The organism is Acidovorax sp. LjRoot129 (assembly GCF_964253765.1).
GTDB lineage: Bacteria > Pseudomonadota > Gammaproteobacteria > Burkholderiales > Burkholderiaceae_C > Acidovorax.
Genome location: NZ_CAXUSE020000001.1, coordinates 2,579,399 through 2,606,004, shown reverse-complemented (window position 1 = coordinate 2,606,004; position 26,606 = coordinate 2,579,399). Strand labels below are relative to the sequence as shown.

The window sequence follows — 26,606 nt, the reverse complement described above, 5'->3', positions numbered from 1 at the left end:
CCATATCGTTTCTAGGCCGAACGCAAGATTTTCTCATCATGCCGCCGTGGGAAATGGGTGTGAGGATGGCCCGCGCCAGCTTTGGCCCCAGCGTGTGGGTGGTGGACACCCTGGACGCTATCCCGTCTGAAACGACCATCGACGCCGTGGTCAACCTGGCAGGCGCCCGCGTGCTGGGCATGCCGTGGACAGCGGCGCGCAGACGCCAACTGCTCGCCAGCCGGGTGGACACCACCGTGGCCGTCGTCAGCCTGATGCGGCGCCTGCACAAGGCACCGCGCGTGCTGGTCAGCGCATCGGCCGTCGGCTTCTACCGCGCATCGCCCAACGCGTCGATGGAGCCGCTGGACGAAACCGCCCCACCCCGCCCGGGCGAGTTCCAGTCCGACCTGTGCGCCGCCATCGAACACGAGGCCCGCCGCGCCGAAGCCCTGGGCGTGCGGGTGGTGCGCATGCGGTTTGGTGTGGTGCTGGGGCACGGCGGCGGCGCGTATCCGATGCAGGCACTGGCCGCCCGCCTGGGCTTGGGGGCCGTGCTGGGGCATGGTCGCCAACCTGCGCCTTGGGTTCATCTGGCCGATGCGGTGGGGCTGGTGCGGTTTGCCATGGCGCACCCACATCTGCAAGGCCCCGTCAATGTAGTGGCGCCTGAGGCGGTGACGCAGGCCACGTTTGTGCGGGCGCTGGCTGCATCGTTTGGGCGACGGGCCTGGCTGCGTATGCCGGGGTTGCCGATGCGGGTCGTGCTGGGAGAAATGTCTACCCTGCTGCTGGATGGGCAGAACGCTGTGCCGACTGCAGCGCTAGGCCATGGCTACCCATTTGTGCACTCTCAACTCGGCGGCGCACTTGCCGTCCTTGCGCGGGCCAAAGTGACACGATCTGCCCCAGCGCTGCAAAATATTGGTCAAAACAGGCTCTAGCGCTTATTGGAAAAGCGCCAAAAGCTATCAAAAGTGAAGCATCTCGTGAAGCCCCGCCAAGTACCGTCACCGCTGCAGCAACCGGCGCGGGCCCGGTCCCACCTTGCTCACAAACAGGTTTGCCACTCTGGGCGTGCCTGGCTTGGCGTTGACCGCATCTCGCGCGGCCTTTATCGCCTGCAGCAAGCTCTTGTCCTCATCGCTACCCGGGCCCTGCTGCACCTCGTCCTGTGATCAGCACCACCCACTTGTCGACGGCGACAATGTGGAGCCCCCATCACACGGGGCTATGTGAAAAGACCAACGCTAGACAGGAAGCCCTCAATGAGCAAGGCAGGCATTCAATCCAATCGTGGAGATGGCTATCAGACGCTGGTTGCCTTTGAATGGGCACTCACCGTTCTCGATGATCCAACCTTTGAATGGCTTGAGGTCGATGCCGCGACGCTAAAGGTTGATGACGTAGTCATCGGCAAAACAGACGGTTCAAAAATTTGCTGCCAATGCAAAAAGAACCAACCAGAGCATCAGGCGTGGTCAGTGGCGGATCTGGCTGGCGAACTTCAAAAAGCCAGCCTCATGCTTGCCAGTGACCCGAAGACCTCTGTACGTTTCTATTCCCGAAGTCCCTTCGGGGAATTGGCAGCCTTGCGGGAGTACGGCACCACCTATCCCGACGAGGCCAGCTACAAAGCAAACTTGGGTCAAGCAACGGGGACGACAGATGCAAAACTGAAAACCCAGCTTGCGCATCACACGCCGACACTTTCCACCTACGACTTCCTTCGTCGCACCACATTTGAATCCAGTCCAGAGCTGGATCGCATGGAAGCACTGCTCCTAGAGCGCCTGCGTCGGTTGGCAAGCAACCCAGATGCTGCATTCAATGCCCTTTGGACGCGCGTTAACCAGCTCGGCTTTCGCGCTGACGGTCAGAACGGACAAAACGCCGCGGTACAACACCGCCTGACCAAAGCCGACCTTCAGTCCATGCTTCATGCAGCAGGCTCCATGCTGGCATTGCCCATGGATGTGGCCGAAGTTCGCTTTGCGTTTGGAAGCACATCCTCCATCGGCAGAAAGTGGCGCCGAGATATTGCTGGCGAAACCGTTTCGACACCCTTAGTAGCTGAAATCCTGGCTGCGATTGACTCAAAGCCCTCGTCCATTTTGCTGACCGGCCAGCCAGGCGCTGGCAAAACATGCGTGATGCTGGCCTTGCAGGAAGCGCTTGAGCAGCAAACCCAGTCCCGTTCAGATCGTTTTCCCATCTTTATCCAATCCCGCGAATTTGCGGACCTGGACACTGCGCAAGATCGCCAGGCGCAAGGGCTGCCACAAGACTGGGTGGAGCGCACGGCACGCATTGCTGAAGGAACCCATGTAGTGGTGGTCATTGATTCGCTCGATGTTCTTTCCATCGCCCGCGAACACAAGGTGCTGGACTACTTTCTTGCTCAGATGGATCGCCTGCTGAGGCTGCCCAATGTCACGGTCATAACCGCTTGCCGCGACTTTGACCGCCAATATGACAGACGGATTGCACAACGGAGATGGAGCAACGAATTCAAATGCCAACCGTTGAACTGGGATACGGATATTGCCCCTCTGCTCGCCAGACAGGGCATCGACACTTCCAGCTTGGATGAGGCCACCCGGCAGCTGATTCAGAACCCACGTGAACTGGCCTTGTATGTGGAGCTGGCAGGCCAAGGCGGTAGCTTCAACGTGGTGACCAGCCAAGCATTGGCTCAAAGGTACCTAGACACCATTGTTCAAGCCAACGATGAGCTGGGTGATGCCGCCATGCAAGCTATCGAGGCCATCGCAACAGAAATGCTGAGGCATCGCAGCCTATCAGTACCGCCTCAGCGGTTGGCAGCTTCTGATTTGGTCCGCAGGTCTCTACTGAGTCACAACGTCTTGCAGTTAACCCAAGATGGGAAACTGACCTTTGGGCACCAAACTTTGCTGGATGTGCTGGTCATAAGTGATGCCCTACGTCACGGCAAGACATTGAATGCTTTCATTCAAGACTTGCCGCCGGTGCCTTTCGTGCGCCCCAGCATCCGCAGTTTTGTGGCCCAACTGGCCGCTGGTGATAGAAAAAAATTTCGCAGCCAATTGCGTACGGCACTCACCCAGAAACATGCATTTCACATCCGTCGCTTAGTAGCGGAATGCTTGGCTGAGCAAATACCTTACGACGATGACTGGCCGCTTATTCGCGATTTGCGAGCCTTACATCCCGAAGTCTTTCAGGTTATCTATACCCAAGCTGTCCGATTGGAATGGCATCACTTCTGGATGAAGCATCTGGTGCCCGACTTGAAATGTCAGCGGGACAGTGAAGCAATAACAAGGCATGTTCACCGCGTCTCGGCTTGGAAAAATGATGATGTGGTAGGAGTAGTGGGCTTCTGGACAGAAGCGCTAGCGACGGATTGGGTGGACCGCGCGCACTTAGCTGAACAATTGACCTTTGCCATCGGAAGCATGGATCAAATGCATGCAGGTCAGATGTCTTCATTGTTGAAATCCTTGCTGAGCCTGCCCAGGGGAAAACGCAGTTTTCTCGGCAAGGCTTTAGCCCGTTGTATTACCGCAGGAGGGCTGGATGACGAGGTACTGTGGAATTACATCGCTGGGGAGGTCAGCAACGATGATTTGGTGGGATTCCAATGGAACAAGAACCTACATTGCGAGCCGCATGAATTTGGCAATTCGAACGACCGTTTTTTGAGTCGTCGCATGCAAGCATCCACACTTTTGCTGTCCTTAGCGGTAGATTCATTGGAACAGTGGGGCCAAATCCGTTCATCGCAATACGGTAGAGATCGGAGCTATTGGAGCGGCTTCCTGCGCGACACTTCTTATGAGGACGCCCACAGCCAGACTGACCACCGGCATGTTGACAGTGGGCGAATTTTGGTCGACGCAATCGAAACCGCCATCGTTCAACACGCCGCCAACAATTCCGAGTGGTGGCAACAAAACCGGCTTAGTCTGTGTTTCAACGCGGAGGGGGCATTGAGGTACTTCGCCGTCTTGGCTTGTACAGCAGCGCCGAACACTAATCGGGATGTGATTGGCCTCATGTTGTGCGATGCAGAACTGCTTGAATCAAGTTTGCTTTTCGAGCTGGGAACACTGATACAGACGACTTTCATTGAGTTGGATTCAGGCGTCCAAGATGCAATCCAGGCGTGCATATTGGGAATCCATCCCGAAGATGCCAGCGAGACTGGCCATCTTGCTTGGAGACTGCGCCAACAAGCTCAGTTAATTCTGCCCATCCCGTGCCATTTGCGTAATCCAGCGACTCAAGCTGTCATTGATGAAGTCGAACGTTTCACTTGGCCTCTGGTAAGGCAGGCAAGCATTGGCTCTCGTGGGGGAATAGTTTCATCGCCCTTTTCTTTTGAAATTTTCCTGAATTGCAGCGACTCGGCGATTTTGAAGTTAATAAGCCACTACGACGGTTACCTGAGAAACACTTTCAGTGATTTTTTGATTGGAGGTGAAGAGGAAGTGGGCGGCCAATTGCAAGAGGCCGCATCCCGCCACCCGCACCGATTCATCGCTTTTTTGCTGCACTATTGGGAAAGTATTCCGAATAGATTTCGCAATAACCTCATGCGCGGAACAGCAACCTATCTCGACGTCTGTCACGGCAATCTGCGGCCCAATGGCAACTGGGCCCCCGTCGAGGAAACCAATGCAGCGACTCTGCTTCAGAGCATGCTGAATGCCCTGGAAAAATACCCGGAATACTGGCATCACAGCCGCGAGGCAGCCAAGGCGCTGGAAGCCTGCTCGCATGTGATACAAGACAGCCAGACGGCAGAACGGCTGGTGCATCTGGCCAATGATTTTCTAACCTTGGCTGAAGAAGATCCCTTACGAGGCGATTCTGTAAAACTGTTAGACCTTGGCATCAACATGGCAAGGGGCCAAGCTGCCGATGCTCTGATGATTGCTGGCACAAGGCTTCAAGAAAATGGCACCCCATGGTCAGAAATATTGGCACCTGCTCTGCGATGTTTTGCGAACGATGCTCATCCTGCTGTCCGCGCAGTAATGCTGCGACGCTTGCCCTACTTGCAGAGCCTTGCTCCTGAGTTGGGCTGGCAATTATTTGACATTGCCATACAAAAACCGGCCCCAGGTCTTTGGACTATAGCTGAGCCTTGCATGTACCACGCGTATCACCAGAAATTTGAGACAGTCAAACCGTGGCTTTCAAAGCTGGCGGCCCTTGGCATCGGGAAAGATTTGGAAACATGGGGCCGTATTTCTGCACTCGCGGCACTGAGCAACAAGCTTGATTTCAATTCGATGCTTGATGAGTTGAACGTCGCGAATATGCCTGAAGCTTGGCAAGGCGCGGCAACTGTTTGGAGCCACTCAGAAAACTACCAAAATCATTCAAATCAATGTCGAGAGGCCCTTGAAGTAGGCATGGCCTCAGAAAATCGAAATGCAGCCGTCGTTGCGCGCAAAATGCGAGGCCTTTTTAGGGAAACGAAACCTTTGGCAGTTGTGCCCCTCGCCCTACTCAAACGATGTTTCGAGCTTTTGGAGTCCGACACTGAATCTAATGGGCGCGAGTTTTACGATTTTGATGCTTGGCTAAATGCTATGTCCCAGCGTGACCCAGCAGAGGCCCTCACCGCAAGCGAAATTTTTCTGGCGTTTGTGCAACGCACCAAGCCCTACCTTTACGACAGCGAAAACAACCTTACCCAACTGCTGACCCATCTTTTCGCCCATGCCGAAGAATTGGAGGAGTCGGATGGGGGGGCCATGATTCAGCGCGTAGTAGCAATCCAAGACAAATTGCTTGCCATCAACGTGAATGGCGTCAGTGAATGGCTGAAGGCGGCGGAAAGACAGTGACTACCTGTCACAGTTGTATTGGCCGCTCGCAGCCGAAGCAGTCAACTGGCTTGCAATTTCGACGGAACGTTCAAGGCCGCAAGTTCAAGTGCCAAAGAGAACCGCACGCCTTCGCACACCAGTCCGGCACCCAGAGAGCCCACTGGCCTCCCCTACGGCAAATTTTCCCGAAATATCACCTGACTCCGCGTCGTCTCCACCCCACTCGTCGGCTCCCGCCCATCCCGCAAGTTGGCAAAAATCCGCACGCAGTTCATCACCGCCCCCTGCGGGTTCTGCGTGATCACCGCATCCATCGTCCCGTCGATCAGCAGCGCCCGCGTATCCGGAGTGAGCCCGTGTCCGATGAACACGATCTTGCGGTCTGCGCCCGCCTCTTTCAGCGCCCGGCCAATGCCTTCGGCCCCGCCGCCGATGTTGTAGATGCCTGCCAGGTCGTCGTGCTGCTCCAGCAGCGCGCGGGCCTGGCGGTAGTTGCGTTCGGCGTCGTCCTGGCCTTCGCGCACGCCCACCACCTGCACCAGGGGGAACTGTTCTTCAAACAGGTGCAAAAAGCCCGCCTCGCGCTCCTCATGGGCGCGGTAGCGCAGTGACCCAACAATCATCGCCACGTGCGCCTTGCGGCTGTGGGCCAGGGGGCCCATGAAGCGGGCGATGAGGTAGGCGGCGGTGCGGCCTGCGGCGCGGTTGTCGAGGCCCACATAGGCCACGCGGCGCGAGTTGGACAAGTCCGAGATCAGCGTGACGGTGGGCACGCCCTGCTCTGCCAGCTGGGCCACGGCCTCGCGCACCACGGGGTGCTCCAGCGCCATGAAGGCGATGCCGTCACAGCGTTTGCCATAGTGCAGCAGCGCTTTGGCCAGTGCGTCGGGGTTGAAGCTCTCGATGTACGCCGCCTGGCAGCGCACGTTAAACGGCGCCCAGTGGTCCTGCGCGTAGCCGATCACGTCGCCCAGCATTTGCAGAAATCTGTTGCTGCCTTCGGGGATCAGCACCATCAAGCGCAGGGGCTGCGGCTGCAGCGCTGCATGCAGCTCGGCCTGCGGCAGGTAGCCCAGGGTGGCGGCGGCCTGCAGCACCCGCTGCGCGGTGGCGTTGCGCACGCCCGAGCGCTGGTTCAGCACCCTGTCGACCGTGGCGGTGGAGACGCCGGACAGCTGGGCGATGTCGGGGATGCGCGGGCTGCGTGGGCTGCTGGGGTGGGGCGGAGTTTGGGCCATGTGCAATTCAATCAAAAACCATCATCCAGCTTGCTGGTATTTGATGGATTCTGCGGATACTATCACTCCGCGTTCGGTGCTGAAAGGCATCAGAAACCATCAGTACAAACCCTAGGTTGTGACGGCTGGCACTATTGCCAGGCCGATCACGCAGGAGACAAAGACATGCCTGGTATTTCCGCTCACGCTCGCCTGCGCCCACAAGGCAAGCCGCCAGTTTTTGGCCGCCGCGCCAGCACTCGCTGATTGACGCGCACCGCTGCCCCGCTCATGACGTACGAGTTCGACTTTGCCAGCGTGCTGGCCAACTGGCCCCAGTTTCTGGAAGGGGCCTGGATGACCATCCTGTTGTCCTTCCCGGCCACGGTGATCGGGTTTGTGGGCGGCACGCTGCTGGCCATTGGCCGGCGCAGCGACCAGCGCTGGCTGGTGCGGGCCTGCGGTGCGTATGTGGAGGTGCTGCGGAACACGCCGCTGCTGGTGCAGGTGTTTCTGGTGTTCTTTGGCCTGGCCAGCCTGGGCTTCAAGGTGTCGGCGTTTGCTGCGGCGCTGCTGACGCTGGTGATCAACGTGGCGGCCTACACCTGCGAAATCATGCGGGCGGGCATGGATTCGATCCACAAGGGCCAGATCGAGGCGGCCGAGTGTCTGGGCCTGACGCGCCGGCAGGTGTATTGGCATGTGGTGCTGCGCCCGGCTATGGAGAAGGTGTACCCCGCGCTCACCAGCCAGTTCGTGCTGTTGATGCTGGCGTCGTCCATCACCTCGCAGATCTCGGTGGAGGAACTCACCGCCGTGGCGGCGCGGGTGCAGTCTGAAACCTTCCGCCCGTTTGAGGCCTACATCCTGGTGGCGGTGGCGTACCTGGCGCTGTCGCTGTTGATGCGGCTGGGGCTGTGGGTGTTTGGGCAGATCGTGTTTACGCGCCAACGCAAATTGGGGAACGCCAAATGATTGACGGTGGACTGAACTCGTACCACCTGCAGTACCTGCTGTTTGGCGCGCTGTGGACCATCGGCCTGTCGCTGATTGCGTTTGTGGGCGGTGGCCTGGCCGGGGGCGTGATTGCGCTGTGCCGCGTCAGCCCGATCAAGGCGGTGCGCTGGGCGACGATTGCGTGGATTCAGATCATTCAGGGCACGCCGCTGCTGGTGGTGCTGTTCCTGTGCTACTTCGGCCTGTCCATCGCAGGGCTGGAGCTGCCCGCCATCGTGGCGGCCAGCATCGCGATGATTGTTTACGTCAGCGCGTACCTGGGTGAGATCTGGCGCGGGTGCATCGAGTCGGTGCCGCGCACGCAGTGGGAGGCGGCCGAGTGCCTGGCCCTGTCGCGCACCCAGCGCATGCGGCTGGTGGTTCTGCCGCAAGCGGTGCGCATTGCCACGCCGCCCACGGTGGGTTTCATGGTGCAGATCGTGAAGAACACTTCGCTGGCGTCCATCGTGGGGTTCATCGAGCTGGTGCGTGCCGGGCAGCTCATCAACAACTCGATCTTTCAGCCCTTCACCGTGTACCTGCTGATCGCCATCGTCTACTTTGCGATGTGCTACCCGCTGTCGGTGTGGAGCCGCAAGCTGGAGCAGCGCCAGCAGTTTGGAAACCGTGGCCCAGCCACTGTGCCTGTGACCACCGCATGAAACGAGAAGACACCATGAACCTCGCCCAAGACGCTGCCGTGCACCCTTTTGCGCAAGCGGCTCTGTCTGCACAACAACTACGACAACAACAACAGCCCGTGGTCGAACTGAAAGACGTGCACAAGAGCTTTGGCAGCAACCAGGTGCTCAAGGGCGTGTCGTTTGCGATTCCCCGGGGCCAGGTGGTGGCCATCATCGGGAAGAGCGGCTCGGGCAAGAGCACGGCGCTGCGCTGCATCGACCGGCTGGAGATCATCAACAGCGGCACCATCAATGTCTGCGGCCACGCGGTGCATGACCCGGCCATCGACCTGCGCCAGCTGCGCCAGGACGTGGGCATTGTTTTCCAGAGCTACAACCTCTTCCCGCACTTGACGGTGGAGCAGAACATCACCCTGGCCCCCAAGGCCGTGAAGAACCTGCCCACGGCCAAGGCGCGCGAGATTGCCGCACGCACGCTGCAGCAGGTGGGCCTGGCGGACAAGGCGCAGGCCTACCCCGAGCAACTGTCGGGCGGGCAGCAGCAGCGCGTGGCGATTGCCCGGTCGCTGGCGATGGAGCCGCAGGTGATGCTGTTTGACGAGGTGACCTCTGCCCTGGACCCGCAGCTCACCGGCGAGGTGCTGCGCGTGATCGAAGCCCTGGCCCAGGGCGGCATGACCATGGTGCTGGTCACCCACGAGATGGAGTTTGCCACCCGGGTGGCCGACACCATCATCTACATGCACGAGGGCAAAGTGTGGGAGACGGGCCCGGGCGCGATGCTCAAGCACCCGCAGACCGCCGAGCTGCGCGACTTTCTGTCGCACGGGCTGTGATGACGGTGCGCCGCATTGAGAGACGACATGAACCCACTAGAACCGTTCACGCTGAGCCTGTCGAAGCGCCGCGCGAGGCTTCGACAAGCTCAGCCCGAACGGATGTTGAGATTTCAAAGGGCCGGATAGCGAAAGCCCTGCCCTCTTCGATTCCTTACCAAAAAACCACCAGGAGACAACCACCATGACCGCTTCCCTCATCTTCCGCCGCACCCTGCTGGCCTTCAGCGCCGCCGCCCTGTGCGTGCCCGCCATGGCCGAGCTGGCCGACATCAAGTCCGCCGGCAAGCTGCGCGTGGGCATCGACTTTGGCGCGCCGTTCTACGGCTACGTGGACGAAAAAATGAAGCCCGTGGGCTCGGACGTGGAAGCCGCCGAGCTGCTGGCCAAGGACCTGGGCCTGACGCTGGAGATCGTGAACACGACCAACTCCTCACGCATCCCCAACCTGCTGTCCAACAAGGTGGACCTGATCATCTCGTCGCTGTCGATCACGCCCGAGCGCCAGAAGGCGGTGGACTTCTCCATCCCGTACGGCGCCATCCAGGCCGCGGTGGGCGCGCCCAAGGGCCTGAAGCTCACCAGCATTGAAGACCTGGCCGGCAAGACCGTGGCCGTGACGCGCGGTGGCCCGCAGGACAAGATCCTGACCGAGCGCGCACCGCAGGCCAAGGTGGTGCGGTTCGACGACGAATCCGCATCCATCACCGCGGCCGCCACCGGCCAGGCCGACATCGTGGCCATCACCCCGCCAATCATCGCGGCCATCGCCAAGAAGAACCCGTCGCGCGACTTCGAGACCAAATTCATCCTGCAGTCGTACCAGCTGGGCGTGGCCATGCGCAAGGGCCAACCCGAGCTGATGGCCGCCGTCAACGGCTGGATCAAGACCAACCTGGCCAACGGCAAGTTGAACGACATCCACGTGAAGTACGCAGGCGTGCCGATCCCCAAAGAAATCGTCGACGGCGCGAAGTAAGCCAACAAGCAAGCCAAGCCTGCAACTTGGGCGGCGCCTGATGGGCCCGCCCGGCTGCGCCCTACCCTGACGCATCACCACCAAAGGAAATTTTATGAGCCGTCATTTCGGCGCCATCCGCCAACTTGGCTATGTGGTCCACGACATCGAAGCCGCCATGGACTACTGGAGCAAGACCCTGGGCGTGGGCCCCTGGTTCTACAACCCCAAGGTTCCGATCAAGAACTACGTTTACAAGGGCGAATCGTACGAGCCGCACAACTCGGTGGCTCTGGCCAACTCGGGCTATGTGCAGGTCGAGCTGATCCAGACTCGCAACGACGTGCCGTCGATGTACCGCGACTTTCTGCAAGCCGGGCGCACCGGGCTGCAGCACGTGGCGTACTGGACGAGCGACTACGACTCCGACCTGGCGCGGCTGACGGCCCAGGGATTCAAGACGGTGATGAGTGGCGAGGTGGGCGAAAAAGGCCGCTTTGTCTACTTCGACACCGAGTACCACCCCGGCACGGTGATCGAGCTGTCGGAAGTGGCCGGCCCCAAGGGGCGGATGTTCGACCTGATCCGTGCGGAGTCGGAAACGTGGGACGGTACGACGGACCCGGTGCGGCCCTTCCCAGACCTGTCCAAGATCTGAAGATGGCCTGAAGAAGGTCTGAGTTTCAAGTCAAATTGGCCGCTAGCGCTTGTCCTATAAGCGCTAGTAGCTATCAAAACAGTAGTAGCACCTTAACCATGTCCCCAGACCGCTTTGAAGCCACCTACCTGATAGAGACCCCGCTGGACCCGGCCCACGTTGCCGAAGTGCTGGCGGGCGAACAATCGTGTGGCACCTTCACCCGGGTTGAGGGCGAGACCGACGCGCTGCGCGAACGCGCCCGTGCCACGGTCGAGTCGGTCGAGCTGCTGGACGTGGCCCCCGCGCCATCCCTGCCCAACGGGTGGATGCAGCGGCGCGGCATGTTCGACACGCCGCAGACCTGGCAGCGTGCCCGGTTGCGCGTGAGCTTCCCGTGCGACAACATCGGCCCCAACCTGCCGACGCTGGCGGCCACCGTGTCGGGCAATTTGTACGACCTGGGCGAGGTCACCGGCCTGCGCCTGGAGTCGATGAAACTGCCCAACGCCTACCGCACGCAGTTCGACATGCCCCGCCACGGCATCAGCGGCACGCGCGCACTGACGGGTGTGCAGGGCCGCCCGCTGATCGGCACCATCATCAAACCCAACGTGGGCTTGTCGGCCGAAGAAACCGGTGACCTGGCCGGCCGCCTGTGTGCAGCGGGGGTGGACTTCATCAAGGACGACGAGGTCTGCGCCAACCCGGTTCACGCGCCGCTGGCCGACCGCGTCAAGGCCGTGATGCGCCGTGTGCGCGCCTACCAGGACAAGACCGGCAAGCTGGTGATGGTGGCCTTCAACATCACCGACGAGACCGACGCCATGCGCCGCCACGCCGACCTGATTGCCGCCGAAGGTGGCAGCTGCATCATGGTCAGCCTGAACTGGTGCGGATATTCGGCCGTGCAAACCCTGCGCCGCCACAGTCCGCTGGCACTGCATGGCCACCGCAACGGCTACGGCGCGCTGTCGCGCCACCCGCTGCTGGGCTTCTCGTTCAACGCCTGGCAGACGCTGTGGCGCCTGGCGGGTGTGGACCACATGCATGTGCACGGTCTGCAAGGCAAGTTCTCGCAGACCGACGAGGAAGTGATCGATTCCGCCCACGATACGTTGGCGCCGCTGTGCGAAGGGCTGGACGACCGCGTGATGCCCGCTTTCTCCAATGGCCAGTGGGCCGGCACCGTGCCCGCCACCTGGGACAGCATCCGGTCCAACGACCTGCTGTTCATGTCCGGCGGCGGCATCCTGGCCCACCCCGACGGCCCCGCCGCGGGGGTAGCCAGCCTGCAGCAGGCGTGGGATGCGGTGCAGAACGGCGAGACCCTGGCGCAGCGCGCCACCCACGCATCCGAGCTGCGCCGTGCGATCGAATTCTTCGGCAAGAAATAAGCGATGACGACGAGTGCCCCCCTGTACGGCTGGTACGGCGACGATTTCACCGGCGCCACCGACACCCTGGCCGTGCTGGCCCAGGCCGGTTTGCGCTCTATGTTGTTCATGGGCGTGCCCAGCGCAGAGGCTCTGGCCGCTGCCGGGCCGCTGGACGCGGTGGGCATCGCTGGCGCCGCGCGCGCCATGGAGCCAGACGCCATGCGGATCGAAATGTCCGCCGTGGGCATGTTCTTTCAGCAGGTCGCGCCGCCGGTGCTGCACTACAAGGTGTGCTCCACCTTCGACAGCGCTCCGCATGTCGGCAACATCGCTTGCGGCATTCAGACCCTGCACCCGTTTGTGAACAACCGGTGGGTGCCCATCGTGGGCGGGCAGCCCAGCCTGGGGCGCTACTGCGCGTTCAGCAACCTGTTCGCTGCCGCAGGCACCGGCGGCGCCGTGCACCGCATCGACCGCCACCCCACCATGCGCCAGCACCCGGTCACGCCGATGGGTGAGGCTGACCTGCGGCTCCATCTGGCGCGCCAAGGGCTGGAGGGCATCACCGCCCTGCACTACCCGCTGTACGACACCAACGCCGACGCCAGTACCAATGCATTGGACGCTGCACTTCAGGATCTGCTGGACAACGATGACGCACCTCGCACCATGGCGCCCACTTTGCTGGACTTGACCACGCCGGAGCAGCTCGCCACCGTGGGCCGTCTGCTGTGGCAGCAGGCACAAAAGGCCAGGCTGCTGGCCGTGGGCTCGAGTGCGGTGGCGCAGGCCCTGGTGGCCCACTGGGCAAAACCCACACCCCCAGCAGCGCCCCCGCTGACGCTAGCCGATGGCCCCGTCTTCGCGTGGGCGGGAAGCCTGTCGCCTCTCACCGCAGCCCAGGTGCAAGCCGCCACGGCTTACCAGCGCATCCCCGTGGACGCTCAACGGCTGGGCAACGATCCGGCCTATGCGCAGACCTTGCTGGCTGCCATCTGCACCGGCCTGCAACAAGGCCAGCATGTGCTGGCCTACACCGGCCCCACCGACGGCACGGCTGCCAACATCACCTCCGCCGAGCAGGTGGCCCAGGCCAGCGCCAACTTGGTGGACCGCGTGGTGCAAGCCCAAGCGGAGCACGGCACGCCACTGCGCCGCATTGGTATTGCCGGCGGCGACACCTCCAGCCACGTCGTGCAGGCCCTGCAACTGTGGGGACTGTCGTACCAGACGACGCTCTGCCCCGGCGTCACCCTGAGCCGCGCGCGTAGCCAGGACCCCGCCCGTGACGGGCTGGAGCTGATGCTCAAAGGCGGGCAGATGGGCGGGACGGATCTTTTCGCCAAGTTGCTCGGAGAAGGTTGAGGCAGCAAGGCAGACCGTGGCGCAATACGGTCGCCTCCCAGAGCGGAGCTTGCGATTGGGCGGGGTTTGCGTGACTCACGCCTGCACCGCCCTCCATCGCATCAAGTCCAATATGCCATGGGGATGCGGCAGACCAGCAACTGCGAGGCTACCGCCCGGTCGTCGGGGTCGGTCACCATGGTCACCACCCAGTCAGTGCCTTCGCGCTGAACCGCAATCCCTTCGACCTTGGGCGCGCCTTCCAGGTATGCAAGGCGGCGCACCTTTCCGTCGGCAGCGATGACCCCCAGGGCAGACGCAACACAGGCACCGTCTGCCACGCTGTCACCGGTGTCTTCGGCCACTGCGCTGAACATCCAATCCCCGCACTCCAGCGGCACGCCATCGGTCAAACTCAGCGCCACACCGTCGACGGAGCCCAGGTTGAGCACCTGCACGTTTTTGATCACCGGCGGTTGTGCCTGCAGTCCAGCCAGCCAGGGCGCAATACCACTCCAGTCGTACCGGATACAGGCGCTGCGCGCGTCGCTTTGATTGCCCCGGTGCAACAGGTGCAAATGGCCATCGGCCACCCAGGCACCCTCGATATTCAGATCGGCGAAGCGCTTGCGCAGCGGCGCATACAAGCGGGACAGCGACACGATGGCCGTGCGTCCGCTAAGGCGACCCGGCTTGGCCAGACCCAGCAGCACGGCGGTCTCCCGGTGGGCCGTAGAGCCTGAACCCAAGGCCAGCAGCGCCCCCGCCGGACAGCCGGGCAAGGCCGGCAAACGGGTCAGGGTTTCGAAGTCGGGTTTGGCTTTTTTGCGCGGCGCCGCCTCTGCGGGCAAATCGCCTTCCAGCAACCGAACCAGGTCCCCGGGGCCCGGCGCCGTGCCGGCCGCAACGGTGTCTTCAAACACGCCCAGGTGCAACTCGTCGTCTGCCACCACAAACAGCGTGGGGCCGGAGCGCACCAGACCACTTGCTGCACTGAAGTGCTGCCGCCCCTGCGGGTGTTGCGCGGGGTCTATGTGCAAAAGGCCAATGCATTGGGGATGAAAACTGGATGAGACAAGGGGCATGGGAAGACAGGGACAGGACCCGCAGTGGATGGGGAAAGAGACCGCGTGGCGCTTTATGAAGAGGGCAGTATCCACGGCAGTCTGCAACCCCAACGCCCACGGGGCGCCACACGGTCTAGAGAAATTGCCCGCATCGCGCACAGCTGCCGGTGCTGGGGCACGACTACCTGGCTCTGCGGCTAGATAGTAAAAGCAAGAAGCCCGGACCGTTGCCCAGTACGGACTTGTGCGTTCTGAACTTCAGCGCTGATCCCTGTGGACGCCCAGCGGTTGGGCAGCAACCCGGCGATGCGCAGACCGTGCTGGACGCCATCTGCACCGGCCTGAAAAAAGGCCAGCATGTGCTGGCCTACACCGGCCCCACCGACGACGCGCCCGCCAGCATCACCCTGTGCCGCGCGCATAGCCAGGACCCGGCACGGAGTGGACTGGAGCTGATGTTCAAAGGTAGACGGATGGGCGGTGTGGATTTGTTTGCGAGGCTCCTGGATCTCCAGGTCCGAGCAAGAACAGGCGAGACTTCCAGGAGCATGTGCCCGCGCTCGAAAAGGCACTCAAAAATGAAAACGATCGCTTTTCTTAGGTAACGGCGCATCCGGGCAACTACAACGTCTGGGCTGATATCTCGGGAGGGCTCGCGCTGAAGATTCGAGGTGGTTGTGAGCAATGCGTGGTGTGGCGCCACGGCTTCCACTGCCAAAGTTGTTTGACGGCTTATTTAGTTTCGATGCCATACTTTGGCGGCGCGCGCCTGCCCAGACCCACGCTAGGTATCCGCCGCTTTTTGGTCACCCACAACTAACCGGCACGGAAACACCATGGCACTACCCAATTTGCATGTCCGTTTTGATGGTCTTGAGCAGGCCACCCCTGGTATGCCCTGTTATGACCCGGCGCAACCATGGTTTGCCCATGTGACCGTGATCAATGCGAACTTCCGCACTGACCTTAGCCCGCCGGACAAATATCTAGACCCCAACAATCCTACGGGCAACACTGGTCTGTTTTATGTGCGGTTCGAGACGTTCGCCGGACCAACTGAAGCGCATGGGCCAATGCACGCAGTAGGCTACGAAGTGAACGGACTGGGCGGCTATCCCGGCAGTGGGGACTGCATGGTTGGCTTCTCTATACAGCTGCCTAAAAACATCAGCTACGAGCAATTCGGACTTGCTTATGGCTTTCGCTTCACCGCAGACGGTTATAGCGATGTCGTCGAATCCAATGAAAACGACAACGTTTTCCTGTGGGAAAAAGGGCAAGCACCTCAAATGGCTCCACAGTGGAAAGAGGGCGAAACCAGCCCCTTTTCCAACTTGAAATTTGTTGATTTCAAAGCGGTACCAGGCAGCAAACGCCAACTCGACGTTCTCGTAAAAAATCAGGGCTCGGAAACGTCGCTCCAGCTGGAGTTACGCCTTACGGTCGTGGGGCCGCCCAGCCCGGCAAGCCCTTTGGGAACCGCTTCGGAAACCGTCAGCGCCAACTCCACCGCGATTCCCGCGGGAGGTCAAACCTGGGTACGCTTCAGCGCGCGCAGCTCCTTTGTCCAGCCGCTGAATGACCTTCCTGCGCGTGAGCGGCGACGCATGCAGACCGGCAGCAACCGACGCTTTCGGCAAGTGCAATCAGGGGCGACCGGTCTGGCTGGGGTCAACCATTTGCCGCGGTATCTTGTGGTTGAGAAAGCCTTTGATTTTGTGCCCCTCAAACCCTTCTTCATCACGCTGATGAACTCACAAAGAAGCGAGAAAGTCGCCTTCGGTGAACACACCCCTGCGCCAAAAATTCGGCGTACAGGTCCGATTGCGATTCCGCAGAAATGAAGGGGCGGCACTGAAGCCACCCCGCACAGCGGCACCGCCACCGCCGCGCGCAGCAGCTGCCCCGAAGCCAGAATGCAGCACGGCCAAGGGTAGTTTCAACGAATGCAGAGGGCGACACCGCGACAATGCGGTGGCGCGGATAGCAAAAAGCCCAGACGGTTTCCGTCCGGGCTTTCGCGAAATGGCGGATCGAATTACTTCTTCTGCGGCGGCACGTCCGTGCAGCTGCCATGCGCAATCTCAGCCGCCATGCCGATGCTTTCGCCCAGCGTGGGGTGCGGGTGAATCGTCTTGCCGATGTCCACTGCGTCGGCGCCCATCTCGATGGCCAGAGCAATCTCGCCAATCATGTCGCCGGCATGCGTGCCGACCATGCCACCGCCCAGGATCTTGCCGTGGCCATGGGCCTCGGGTGAGTCGTCGAACAGCAGTTTGGTGACGCCTTCGTCGCGGCCGTTGGCGATGGCGCGGCCAGAGGCCGTCCAGGGGAACAGGCCCTTCTTGACCTTGATGCCTTGCGCCTTGGCCTGGTCTTCAGTCAGGCCGACCCATGCCACCTCGGGATCGGTGTACGCCACGCTCGGGATCACGCGGGCGTTAAATGCGGCGGCGGCCAGTTCCTTGTTGCCTTGCAGTTCACCAGCGATCACTTCAGCCGCCACGTGCGCTTCATGCACCGCCTTGTGCGCCAGCATGGGCTGGCCCACGATGTCGCCGATGGCGAAGATGTGCGGCACGTTGGTGCGCATCTGGATGTCGACGTTAATGAAGCCACGGTCGGTGACGGCCACGCCCGCCTTGTCGGCAGCGATCTTCTTGCCATTGGGCGTGCGGCCCACGGCCTGCAGCACCAGGTCGTACACCTGCGGTGCGGGGGCAGTGCCGCCCTCTTCCGCTGCGGCAAACGTCACCTCGATGCCTTCGGGCGTGGCCTTGGCGCCCACCGTCTTGGTCTTGAGCATGATGTTGTCAAAACGCTTGGCATTCATCTTTTGCCAGATCTTGACGAGGTCGCGGTCGGCGCCCTGCATCAGGCCGTCCATCATCTCGACCACATCCAGGCGCGCGCCCAGCGTGCTGTAGACGGTGCCCATTTCTAGGCCAATGATGCCGCCGCCCAGGATGAGCATACGCTTGGGGACTTCCTTGAGCGCCAGAGCGCCGGTGGAGTCGACCACGCGTGGATCGTCGGGCATGAAGGGCAGGCGCACGGCCTGGCTGCCGGCGGCGATGATGGCGTTCTTGAAGGCAATGACCTTCTTGGTGCCGGTCTTTTCTTGCGCCGTGCCGCTGGTCTCTTCCACTTCGAGGTGGTTGGCACCGACGAAGCTGCCGTAGCCGCGCACGGTGGTGACCTTGCGCATCTTGGCCATGGCGGCCAGGCCGCCGGTCAGCTTGCCGATGACCTTTTCCTTGTGGCCGCGCAGCTTGTCGATGTCGAGCGAGGGCTCGCCGAAGCTCACGCCCAGGTCGGCCATGTGGCTAACTTCATCCATCACGGCGGCCACGTGCAGCAGCGCCTTGGACGGGATGCAGCCCACGTTCAGGCACACGCCGCCCAGGGTCGCGTAGCGCTCGACGATGATGACCTTGAGGCCCAGATCAGCCGCGCGGAACGCAGCCGAATAGCCGCCAGGGCCGCCGCCGAGCACGAGCACGTCGCAGTCCATATCGGCGGTGCCTGCAAAGCTCGATGCTACTGTATTGATAGCTGTTTGCGCTTGTGGGACCTGCGCTGGAGCCGATTTTGGTGCTGAAACTTCGGGTGCAGGCGCTGCTGCAGGTGCCGGTGCCGCAGCTCCAGCGCCCTCTACTTCCAGCGTCAGCACCACCGAGCCTTCGGCGATCTTGTCGCCCAGCTTCACTTTGAGCTCCTTGACCACGCCAGCGTGGCTGGAGGGGATCTCCATGGAGGCCTTGTCGGACTCCACGGTGATCAGGCTTTGTTCGGCCTTGATGGTGTCGCCGGGTTTGACCAGCACTTCGATGATGGCCACTTCGGCGAAGTCGCCGATGTCGGGCACCTTGATGTCGATGATTGCCATGGTGTGTCTTGCCCTTCGGTTACATCACGATGCGGCGGAAGTCCGCCAGCAGCGAGGCAAAGTACACGTTGAAGCGCGCGGCGGCAGCGCCGTCGATCACACGGTGGTCCCAGCTGAGCGACAGCGGCAGCACCAGGCGCGGGGCGAACTGCTTGCCGTCCCACTTGGGTTCGATGCTGCTCTTGCACACGCCCATGATGGCGACTTCGGGTGCGTTGATGATGGGCGTGAAATAGCGTCCACCAATGCCGCCCAGCGAGCTGATGGAGAAGCAGCCGCCGGTCATGTCGGCCGGTCCGAGCTTGCCGTCGCGCGCCTTCTTGGCCAGGTCGCCCATCTCTTGCGAGATCTGCACGATGCCCTTTTTGTCGGCGTCACGGATGACGGGCACGACGAGGCCGTTGGGCGTATCAGCCGCGAAGCCGATGTGGAAGTAGTTCTTGAGCACCAGCTGGTCGCCGTCGAGCGAGCTGTTGAACTCGGGGAACTTCTTGAGCGCGGCCACGGCGGCCTTGATCATGAAGGCGAGCATGGTGACCTTGACGCCACTCTTCTCGTTCTCTTTATTGAACTGCACGCGGAAGGCTTCGAGGTCGGTGATGTCCGCGTCGTCGTGGTTGGTGACGTGCGGGATGACGACCCAATTGCGGTGCAGGTTGGCGCCGCTGATCTTCTTGATGCGCGAGAGGTCCTTGCGCTCCACCGGGCCGAACTTGGTGAAGTCGACCTTGGGCCAGGGCAGCAGGTCGAGACCCACGCCAGAACCACCACCCGCAGGCGCCTTGGCAGCCTGCGCCTTGGTCTGGGTCGCGCCGGCCATCACCTGCTTGGTGAAGGCCGATACGTCGTCTTGCGTGATGCGGCCCTTGGGGCCGGTGCCCTTGACCTCGTCGATCGGCACGCCCAGTTCGCGGGCGAACTTGCGCACGGAAGGCGATGCATGGGGCAGGCCGGCCGTGGGGGTGCCGGGCTTGTGGGCAGGAACTGCCGCGGCTGGCGTCGGGGCGGAGGCCTGTGCCGGGGCGACTGCTGCTGCAGCGGCCGGCGCTGGCGCTGCGGGTGCACCGGTAGCTGGGGCTGCAGGAGCCGGTGCGGCGCCCGCGGCGCCTTCCATCACAGCCACCAGGTCACCGATGTTCACGGTGTCGCCGATCTTGACCTTGAGCTCCTTGATCACGCCCGCGGCGGGCGAAGGGATCTCCATCGAGGCCTTGTCGGACTCGACGGTGAAGAGCGATTGCTCGAGCTTCACCGTGTCGCCGACCTTGACCAGCATTTCGATGACGGCCACGTCCTTGAAGTCGCCAATGTCGGGCACGCGCACTTCCATGGGGCCGGATGCAGCAGCGGGCGCTGCGGGGGCCGCAGCGGGTGCTGCAGCCTCTGCCTTGGGCGCTGCGGCGGCGGGTGCGGGAGCCGCGGCGGCCGCAGCGGCTGCGGGCGCACCAGCGTCTGCCGATTCGAGCACGACGATGACGGAGCCTTGCTTGACCTTGTCGCCGATGGCGATCTTGATCTCCTTGATCACCCCTGCGTGGCTCGACGGAATCTCCATCGACGCCTTGTCGGATTCGACCGTGATGAGCGACTGCTCGGCCTTCACGGTGTCGCCGGGCTTGACCAGTAATTCGATCACGCCGACTTCGTCGAAGTCACCGATGTCCGGGACTTGAATGTCTACCAATGCCATTGTTGTCTCCGTTCGGTTTATGCGTACAGCGGGTTGACCTTGTCGGCCTGGATCTTGTACTTGGCAATGGCCTCGGCGACCTTGGCCACGGGCACCTTGCCCTCTTCGGACAGCGCCTTGAGCGCGGCCACGACGATGTAGTGGCGGTTGATCTCGAAGTGCTCGCGCAGCTTGCTGCGGAAGTCGCTGCGGCCAAAGCCGTCGGTGCCCAGCACTTTGTAGGTGCGGCCGGCGGGGATGAACGAGCGGATCTGGTCCGCGTAGTTCTTCATGTAGTCGGTGGACGCCACCACGGGGCCCGTGGTCTTGCCCAACTGCTCGGCCACGAAGGACGTGCGCGGCGTGGCCGTGGGGTGCAGCAGGTTCCAGCGCTCCACGTCCTGGCCATCGCGTGCCAGTTCGTTGAAGCTCGGGCAGCTCCAGATGTTGGCGGCCACGCCCCATTCCTTTTCAAGCAGCTCTTGCGCGAAGAACGACTCGCGCAGGATGGTGCCGCTGCCCAGCAGCTGCACGGTGGGTGCATCGGCGCCGAGGGCTGGCGCCTGCTTGCACAGGTACATCCCCTTGATGATCTGGTCCTCGGTGCCGGGCTGCAGGCCGGGCATGGGGTAGTTCTCGTTGAGCAGGGTGATGTAGTAGAAGACGTTTTCCTGGCGCTCGACCATGCGCTTTAGGCCATGGTGCATGATCACGCCGACTTCGTGCGCGAAGGTGGGGTCGTAGCTCACGCAGTTGGGGATCGTGCCTGCCAGGATATGGCTGTGGCCGTCTTCGTGCTGCAGGCCTTCGCCGTTGAGCGTGGTGCGGCCCGACGTGCCGCCCAAGAGGAAGCCACGGGCCTGCATGTCGCCCGCCGCCCAGGCCAGGTCGCCAATGCGCTGGAAGCCGAACATCGAGTAGTACACGTAGAACGGGATCATGATCCGGTTGTTCGTGCTGTAGCTGGTGGCAGCAGCGATCCAGCTGGCCATGCCGCCGGCTTCGTTGATGCCTTCCTGCAGGATCTGGCCGGATTTGTCTTCCTTGTAGTACATCACCTGGTCGCGGTCGACCGGGGTGTACAGCTGGCCCTTGGGGTTGTAGATGCCGATCTGGCGGAACAGGCCTTCCATGCCGAAGGTGCGGGCTTCATCCACCAGGATCGGCACCACGCGCGGGCCCAGGGCCTGGTCACGCAGCAGCTGCGTGAGAAAACGCACGTAGGCCTGGGTGGTGGAGATTTCGCGGCCTTCGGCCGTCGGCTCGAGCACCGCCTTGAAGGTGTCGAGCGAAGGCACGGTGAAGCTCTCTTCGGCCTTGGGCAGGCGCTTGGGCAGGTAGCCGCCCAGCGCCTTGCGGCGCTCTTGCAGGTAGCGCATCTCCGGCGTGTCATCGGCCGGCTTGTAGTACGGAATGTCGGCCAGCTGGCTGTCCGGGATCGGGATGGCGAAGCGGTCGCGGATGTACTTGATGTCTTCGTCCGACAGCTTCTTGGTCTGGTGCACGGTGTTCTTGCCTTCACCGGCCTTGCCCATGCCGTAGCCCTTGACGGTCTTGACCAGCAGCACGGTGGGCTGGTTCTTGTGCGCGTTGGCGGCATGGAAGGCGGCATACACTTTGGCGGGCTCGTGGCCGCCGCGGCGCAGCTCGAAGATCTCTTCGTCGGTCATGTGCTCGACGAGCTTGGCGGTTTCGGGGTACTTGCCGAAGAAGTTCTTGCGGACAAAGGCGCCGTCGTTGGCCTTCATGGCCTGGTAGTCGCCGTCCAGCGTTTCCATCATCAGCTGCTTGAGCTTGCCGGTCTTGTCGCGGGCCAGCAGGGTGTCCCAGCCGTTGCCCCACAGCAGCTTGATGACGTTCCAGCCAGCGCCGCGGAATTCGCCTTCCAGCTCTTGAACGATCTTGCCGTTGCCGCGCACCGGGCCATCCAGGCGCTGCAGGTTGCAATTGATCACAAAAATCAGGTTGTCGAGGTTCTCCCGCGCGGCCAGGCCGATGGCGCCCAGCGATTCGGGTTCGTCCATCTCGCCGTCGCCGCAGAACACCCAGACCTTGCGGTTCTCGGTGTTGGCAATGCCACGGGCGTGCAGGTACTTGAGGAAACGCGCCTGGTAGATGGCCATCAGCGGGCCAAGGCCCATCGACACCGTGGGGAACTGCCAGAACTCAGGCATGAGCTTGGGGTGTGGGTAGCTCGAGAGGCCCTTGCCATCCACTTCCTGGCGGAAGCTGTCGAGTTGCTCTTCGGTCAGGCGGCCTTCCATGTAGGCCCGGGCGTAAATGCCGGGGGAGCTGTGGCCCTGGATGTACAGCAGGTCGCCGCCATGGTCTTCGCTGGCGGCATGCCAGAAATGGTTGAAGCCGGCACCGAACATGCTGGCCACCGAGGCGAAGGAGCCGATGTGGCCGCCGAGGTCGCCGCCGTCGGCAGGGTTGATGCGGTTGGCGCGCACGACCATGGCCATGGCATTCCAGCGCATGTAGGCACGCAGGCGCTTTTCAATCGCGATGTTGCCGGGACAGTTCGCCTCCTGGTCGGGCTCGATGGTGTTCACGTAGCCGGTGTTGGCCGAGAACGGCATGTCAATGCTGCTTTGGCGCGCATGCTCCAGCAGTTGTTCGAGCAGGAAATGGGCGCGCTCTGGGCCCTCTTTGTCGATAACGGCGGACAGGGCGTCCATCCATTCACGGGTTTCCTGCTGATCGGCATCCGTGCCGATGCCGAAACCGGCCAGTTGGTCGGGCTGAGCTGACATGCTTTGTCTCCTGTAGGTGTGGCAGCAATTTAGTACGTTGGCTCTAGTTTCGCATATTTTTGTGTAATTTCAAATGGTGCTTTTGCATTTCACATTACAAGAAAATGCTGCAGTTGCACAAAATCCCGCGCGGTCCGGCGCAGACAGCGCTCACCTACACTTGCAGGATGGATCCGCTACCTCCCGCCCCGCCCCATACGGCCCCTGCCGTGGCCGCCCCGCTTCGCTGGTGGCGCAAGTGGTGGCGTGGCCTGTCGCCCACCCGGCAAGACAGGTTTGCGGCACTGGCTCCGCTGGCCGCCGTGCTGATGTTCCTCGCGGCCATCGTGGCGGCGTTCTGGTACCTGAGGGCTGAAGAGGCCGAGCGCGAGCAAGAAGCCCTGCGCCGCGATGTGGAGTACGCCCAGCAGCGCGTGCGACTGCGCCTGCTGGAGCGGCAAGAGCAGCTCATGCGCATTGCGCGGGATTTGTCCAACCAGGAACTGGAGCGCTCCGAGTTCGTGAGCCGTGCCGAGACACTGATCAGCCAATACCCCGAGCTCCAGGCCATCACCTGGATCGACGAGCGGCGCCGCATCCGCGCGAGCCACGCTGCGCCCACGCTGGCCAGCAGCGAACTGCGCATCGCCGGCGAGGTGCTCAAACCTGGCGACACCGCCGATACCTTTGGCCTGGCGCGCGACCTGCAGCAGCCGGTGTACGCGCAGCCCGCGGTCACCAAGGGCGACTCCGTTCCGCTTTTGCAATTGCAGGTGCCCCTCAACAACCAGGGCAAGTTCAGCGGCGTGGTGCTTGGTGAGTATTCCATCGACAGCCTGCTACGCTACGGCACACCGACCGAGGTGCTGGCCCGCTACGCCGTCACGCTGCTGGACAGCAAGGACCAGGTGCTGGCCGGCACGCCGCTGGGGCCGCGCAACACCGCCACGCAGTTCCTGCCCTGGGCCTCGCGCGCCAATGAATACGAGGTGCCGGTGTCGCCCGTGGGCAACGGCCTGGTGCTCAAGGCCGAGGCCTACCGCACTTCGCTGGGCGTGGTGGGCAGCGGCCTGTTCTGGCTGGTGGGCACGCTCTCGGCCATGACGGCCTGGATGCTGATCGCGACCTGGCGCCACACCCGCCGGCGCATGCAGGCCCAGCAAGCCTTGGTGGCAGAAACCAACTTTCGCCGCGCGATGGAAAACTCCATCCTCACCGGCATGCGTGCACTCGATATGGAAGGCCGCATCACCTACGTGAACGCGGCCTTTTGCCAGATGACCGGCTGGAGCGAGGCCGAGCTGGTCGGCCTGAAGGCGCCTTTCCCTTACTGGCCCGAATCCGACCACGAAGCCTTGCACGCCAAGCTGCGCGACGAGCTCTCGGGCAAGACCATCGTGGGCGGTTTTCAGGTGCGGGTGCGGCGCAAGAGCGGCACCTTGTTCGACGCGCGGCTGTATGTGTCGCCCTTGATCGACGCGCGCGGCCACCAGACAGGGTGGATGACGTCGATGACCGACATCACCGAGCCCAACCGCATCCGCGAGCAGCTGTCGGCCTCGCACGAGCGTTTCACCATCGTGCTCGAATCGCTGGACGCCTCGGTCTCCGTGGCGCCGCTGGGCAGCGAAGAACTCCTGTTTGCCAACAAGCTGTACCGCCAGTGGTTTGGCTCACAGACGGGCGGGCATCTGCAACTCGTGGCGCAGGCCGGCGTGGTGCCGGTGGCAGGCACGGACCATCGCGGCATGGACGACGAGGACGGCCTCATGGGCCTGCCCACCGACCCGCTGACCAGCGCACGCACCGAGAATGCCGAGATCTACCTCCCCGACCTGGGCAAGTGGCTCGAAGTGCGCTCCCGCTACCTCAACTGGGTGGACGGGCGCCTGGCCCAGATGGTGATTGCCACCGACATCACGCCGCGCCGCCAGGCCGAGGAACAAGCCTCACGCCAGGCCGAACGTGCCCAGTCGGTCAGCCGCCTCATCACCATGGGCGAGATGGCCTCCAGCGTGGCGCATGAGCTCAACCAGCCGCTCACGGCCATCAACAACTACTGCAGCGGCATGGTCTCGCGCATCCAGAGCGGGCAGCTCACCGAAGAAGCCCTGCTGACCGCGCTGCAAAAAACCGCCCACCAGGCGCAGCGCGCGGGGCAGATCATCCAGCGCATCCGTGCGTTCGTGAAGAAAAGCGAGCCCAACCGCACGCTGGCCGACGTGCACTCGATGGTCAACGAGGCCGTGGAGCTGGCCGACATTGAGCTGCGCCGGCACAACGTGCGGCTGACCCACTACGTGGCCGCCCGCCTGCCGCCGGTGATGGCGGACTCGATCCTGATCGAGCAGGTGCTGGTCAACCTGATGAAGAACGGCGCCGAGGCCATCCAGCACGCCAACCGCCCCGTGGCCGGCCGCAGCGTCGAGCTGCGCGTGATCCCCAAGACCATCGAAGATCACGAGGTGGTGGAGTTCTCGGTGCAGGACACCGGCAAGGGCCTGGCCCCCGAAGTGCTCGAGCGGCTCTTCGAAGCTTTCTTCTCGACCAAGGCCGAAGGCATGGGCATGGGCCTCAATTTGTGCCGCAGCATCGTCGAGTCGCACCAGGGAAGGATGCAGGCACAGAACCTCTACAATGGCCCAGAGGTCGTCGGCTGCAGGTTCTCCTTCTGGCTGCCGCTCGCCAAACCTGCGGATGCCACTATGAATTCTGTAGCAAACGTACAAAACCCAAGGACAACTGCATGAGCTTGATTCCGAAAAAAGGCACGGTCTACGTTGTGGACGACGACGAGGCGGTTCGCGACTCCCTGCAGTGGCTGCTGGAAGGCAAGGACTACCGGGTGCGCTGCTTTGATTCGGCCGAAACCTTCCTCTCGCGCTACGACCCGCGCGAAGTGGCCTGCCTGATCGTGGACATCCGCATGGGTGGCATGACCGGCCTGGAACTGCAAGACCGCCTGATCGAGCGCAAGTCGCCACTGCCCATCGTGTTCATCACCGGCCACGGCGATGTGCCCATGGCCGTGAACACCATGAAAAAAGGCGCGCTGGATTTCATCCAGAAGCCCTTCAATGAAGAAGAGCTGGTCGGCTTGGTCGAGCGCATGCTGGACCATGCCCGCGAAGCCTTCGCCGGCTTTCAGCAGGCCGCCAGCCGCGACGCCCTGCTCTCCAAGCTCACGAGCCGCGAGGCGCAGGTGCTTGAGCGCATCGTCGCCGGCCGCCTGAACAAGCAGATCGCCGACGACCTGGGCATCAGCATCAAGACCGTGGAGGCGCACCGCGCCAACATCATGGAAAAGCTGAACGCCAACACCGTCGCCGATCTGCTCAAGATCGCCCTGGGACAGAACGCACCCAAGGGCTGAGCGCCGGCAGCGCCTTACTTAGTTAGTTACTCACTTATTGATAGCTATCAGCGCTTAT

The 26,606-nt window shown here is 62.3% G+C and carries 17 protein-coding genes; 12 read left to right on the top strand and 5 right to left on the bottom strand.

The features are described 5' to 3' along the window. Nucleotides 1-38: 38 nt before the first annotated feature. Together ACSQ3Q_RS11880 and ACSQ3Q_RS11875 are read left to right on the top strand one after the other, a co-directional pair. Nucleotides 39-923 carry a TIGR01777 family oxidoreductase gene (locus ACSQ3Q_RS11880; RefSeq protein ID WP_436134577.1) on the top strand — a complete coding sequence of 295 codons (885 nt, stop codon included), beginning with the start codon at nt 39-41 and terminating at the stop codon, nt 921-923. Nucleotides 924-1,247: 324 nt separating this feature from the next. Beyond that, the gene (locus tag ACSQ3Q_RS11875; protein WP_436134576.1) at nt 1,248-5,822 is read left to right on the top strand and encodes an NACHT domain-containing protein; all 4,575 of its coding nucleotides are present in this window, start codon (nt 1,248-1,250) and stop codon (nt 5,820-5,822) included. 152 nt (nt 5,823-5,974) lie between these two features. On the opposite strand, the gene ACSQ3Q_RS11870 is transcribed toward ACSQ3Q_RS11875, so the two are convergent. Beyond that, nucleotides 5,975-7,042, bottom strand: a complete 1,068-nt coding sequence (locus ACSQ3Q_RS11870) for a LacI family DNA-binding transcriptional regulator (protein ID WP_436134575.1) — start codon at nt 7,040-7,042, stop codon at nt 5,975-5,977. 270 nt (nt 7,043-7,312) lie between these two features. Between ACSQ3Q_RS11870 and ACSQ3Q_RS11865 the strand changes: the two genes are divergently transcribed. The 7 genes from ACSQ3Q_RS11865 (at nt 7,313) to ACSQ3Q_RS11835 (ending at nt 13,836) form a co-directional block, all read left to right on the top strand. Then, nucleotides 7,313-7,996 (top strand): amino acid ABC transporter permease, encoded by a 684-nt coding sequence (locus tag ACSQ3Q_RS11865; RefSeq protein ID WP_116749924.1) that lies wholly within the window; start codon nt 7,313-7,315, stop codon nt 7,994-7,996. Continuing rightward, nucleotides 7,993-8,679, top strand: a complete 687-nt coding sequence (locus ACSQ3Q_RS11860) for an amino acid ABC transporter permease (protein WP_436134574.1) — start codon at nt 7,993-7,995, stop codon at nt 8,677-8,679. Before ACSQ3Q_RS11865 ends, ACSQ3Q_RS11860 begins: the two co-directional genes overlap by 4 nt. Nucleotides 8,680-8,693: 14 nt before the next feature. Further along, nucleotides 8,694-9,497: an amino acid ABC transporter ATP-binding protein gene (locus ACSQ3Q_RS11855; RefSeq protein WP_436134573.1), complete on the top strand. Its 804-nt coding sequence runs from the start codon at nt 8,694-8,696 to the stop codon at nt 9,495-9,497. A 184-nt stretch (nt 9,498-9,681) separates the two neighbouring features. After that, nucleotides 9,682-10,476 (top strand): transporter substrate-binding domain-containing protein, encoded by a 795-nt coding sequence (locus ACSQ3Q_RS11850; RefSeq protein WP_436134572.1) that lies wholly within the window; start codon nt 9,682-9,684, stop codon nt 10,474-10,476. Nucleotides 10,477-10,570: 94 nt separating this feature from the next. Continuing rightward, nucleotides 10,571-11,113: a VOC family protein gene (locus ACSQ3Q_RS11845; RefSeq protein WP_436134571.1), complete on the top strand. Its 543-nt coding sequence runs from the start codon at nt 10,571-10,573 to the stop codon at nt 11,111-11,113. Between the two features lie 98 nt (nt 11,114-11,211). After that, nucleotides 11,212-12,489, top strand: coding sequence for a ribulose-bisphosphate carboxylase large subunit family protein (locus ACSQ3Q_RS11840; RefSeq protein WP_436134570.1), 1,278 nt, complete (start codon nt 11,212-11,214; stop codon nt 12,487-12,489). Nucleotides 12,490-12,492: 3 nt separating this feature from the next. After that, nucleotides 12,493-13,836, top strand: a complete 1,344-nt coding sequence (locus ACSQ3Q_RS11835) for a four-carbon acid sugar kinase family protein (RefSeq protein WP_436134569.1) — start codon at nt 12,493-12,495, stop codon at nt 13,834-13,836. Nucleotides 13,837-13,937: 101 nt separating this feature from the next. Here the strand turns inward: ACSQ3Q_RS11835 and ACSQ3Q_RS11830 are convergent, their stop codons facing one another. Beyond that, nucleotides 13,938-14,900: a DUF6910 family protein gene (locus ACSQ3Q_RS11830; protein WP_436134568.1), complete on the bottom strand. Its 963-nt coding sequence runs from the start codon at nt 14,898-14,900 to the stop codon at nt 13,938-13,940. 818 nt (nt 14,901-15,718) lie between these two features. On the opposite strand from ACSQ3Q_RS11830, the gene ACSQ3Q_RS11825 reads away from it, so the two are divergent. Next, entirely contained in the window at nt 15,719-16,726 is a 1,008-nt protein-coding gene (locus ACSQ3Q_RS11825) for a hypothetical protein (protein ID WP_436134567.1), read from the top strand. A 194-nt stretch (nt 16,727-16,920) separates the two neighbouring features. On the opposite strand, the gene lpdA is transcribed toward ACSQ3Q_RS11825, so the two are convergent. The 3 genes from lpdA to aceE are packed head-to-tail and all read right to left on the bottom strand — an operon-like array spanning nt 16,921 to nt 23,196. Further along, a complete protein-coding gene (gene lpdA, locus ACSQ3Q_RS11820; protein ID WP_436134566.1) occupies nt 16,921-18,771 on the bottom strand; it encodes a dihydrolipoyl dehydrogenase in 1,851 nt (616 codons plus the stop codon). A gap of 19 nt (nt 18,772-18,790) precedes the next feature. Then, nucleotides 18,791-20,461, bottom strand: a complete 1,671-nt coding sequence (gene aceF, locus ACSQ3Q_RS11815) for a dihydrolipoyllysine-residue acetyltransferase (protein WP_436134565.1) — start codon at nt 20,459-20,461, stop codon at nt 18,791-18,793. A 17-nt stretch (nt 20,462-20,478) separates the two neighbouring features. Next, entirely contained in the window at nt 20,479-23,196 is a 2,718-nt protein-coding gene (gene aceE, locus ACSQ3Q_RS11810; RefSeq protein ID WP_436134564.1) for a pyruvate dehydrogenase (acetyl-transferring), homodimeric type, read from the bottom strand. A 167-nt stretch (nt 23,197-23,363) separates the two neighbouring features. On the opposite strand from aceE, the gene ACSQ3Q_RS11805 reads away from it, so the two are divergent. Together ACSQ3Q_RS11805 and ACSQ3Q_RS11800 are read left to right on the top strand one after the other, a co-directional pair. Continuing rightward, nucleotides 23,364-25,925: a PAS domain S-box protein gene (locus tag ACSQ3Q_RS11805; RefSeq protein ID WP_436134563.1), complete on the top strand. Its 2,562-nt coding sequence runs from the start codon at nt 23,364-23,366 to the stop codon at nt 25,923-25,925. Further along, a complete protein-coding gene (locus ACSQ3Q_RS11800) occupies nt 25,922-26,548 on the top strand; it encodes a response regulator transcription factor (RefSeq protein WP_069105922.1) in 627 nt (208 codons plus the stop codon). The genes ACSQ3Q_RS11805 and ACSQ3Q_RS11800 overlap by 4 nt, the downstream gene beginning before the upstream one ends. The last annotated feature ends 58 nt before the right edge of the window (nt 26,549-26,606 follow it).

Bases quoted from the DNA above. Each gene is read 5' to 3' on its own strand.
- ACSQ3Q_RS11880 (WP_436134577.1), top strand. From the start codon at position 39: ATGCCGCCGTGGGAAATGGGTGTGAGGATGGCCCGCGCCAGCTTTGGC.
- ACSQ3Q_RS11875 (WP_436134576.1), top strand. From the start codon at position 1,248: ATGAGCAAGGCAGGCATTCAATCCAATCGTGGAGATGGCTATCAGACG.
- ACSQ3Q_RS11870 (WP_436134575.1), bottom strand. From the start codon at position 7,042: ATGGCCCAAACTCCGCCCCACCCCAGCAGCCCACGCAGCCCGCGCATC.
- ACSQ3Q_RS11865 (WP_116749924.1), top strand. From the start codon at position 7,313: ATGACGTACGAGTTCGACTTTGCCAGCGTGCTGGCCAACTGGCCCCAG.
- ACSQ3Q_RS11860 (WP_436134574.1), top strand. From the start codon at position 7,993: ATGATTGACGGTGGACTGAACTCGTACCACCTGCAGTACCTGCTGTTT.
- ACSQ3Q_RS11855 (WP_436134573.1), top strand. From the start codon at position 8,694: ATGAACCTCGCCCAAGACGCTGCCGTGCACCCTTTTGCGCAAGCGGCT.
- ACSQ3Q_RS11850 (WP_436134572.1), top strand. From the start codon at position 9,682: ATGACCGCTTCCCTCATCTTCCGCCGCACCCTGCTGGCCTTCAGCGCC.
- ACSQ3Q_RS11845 (WP_436134571.1), top strand. From the start codon at position 10,571: ATGAGCCGTCATTTCGGCGCCATCCGCCAACTTGGCTATGTGGTCCAC.
- ACSQ3Q_RS11840 (WP_436134570.1), top strand. From the start codon at position 11,212: ATGTCCCCAGACCGCTTTGAAGCCACCTACCTGATAGAGACCCCGCTG.
- ACSQ3Q_RS11835 (WP_436134569.1), top strand. From the start codon at position 12,493: ATGACGACGAGTGCCCCCCTGTACGGCTGGTACGGCGACGATTTCACC.
- ACSQ3Q_RS11830 (WP_436134568.1), bottom strand. From the start codon at position 14,900: ATGCCCCTTGTCTCATCCAGTTTTCATCCCCAATGCATTGGCCTTTTG.
- ACSQ3Q_RS11825 (WP_436134567.1), top strand. From the start codon at position 15,719: ATGGCACTACCCAATTTGCATGTCCGTTTTGATGGTCTTGAGCAGGCC.
- lpdA (WP_436134566.1), bottom strand. From the start codon at position 18,771: ATGGCAATCATCGACATCAAGGTGCCCGACATCGGCGACTTCGCCGAA.
- aceF (WP_436134565.1), bottom strand. From the start codon at position 20,461: ATGGCATTGGTAGACATTCAAGTCCCGGACATCGGTGACTTCGACGAA.
- aceE (WP_436134564.1), bottom strand. From the start codon at position 23,196: ATGTCAGCTCAGCCCGACCAACTGGCCGGTTTCGGCATCGGCACGGAT.
- ACSQ3Q_RS11805 (WP_436134563.1), top strand. From the start codon at position 23,364: ATGGATCCGCTACCTCCCGCCCCGCCCCATACGGCCCCTGCCGTGGCC.
- ACSQ3Q_RS11800 (WP_069105922.1), top strand. From the start codon at position 25,922: ATGAGCTTGATTCCGAAAAAAGGCACGGTCTACGTTGTGGACGACGAC.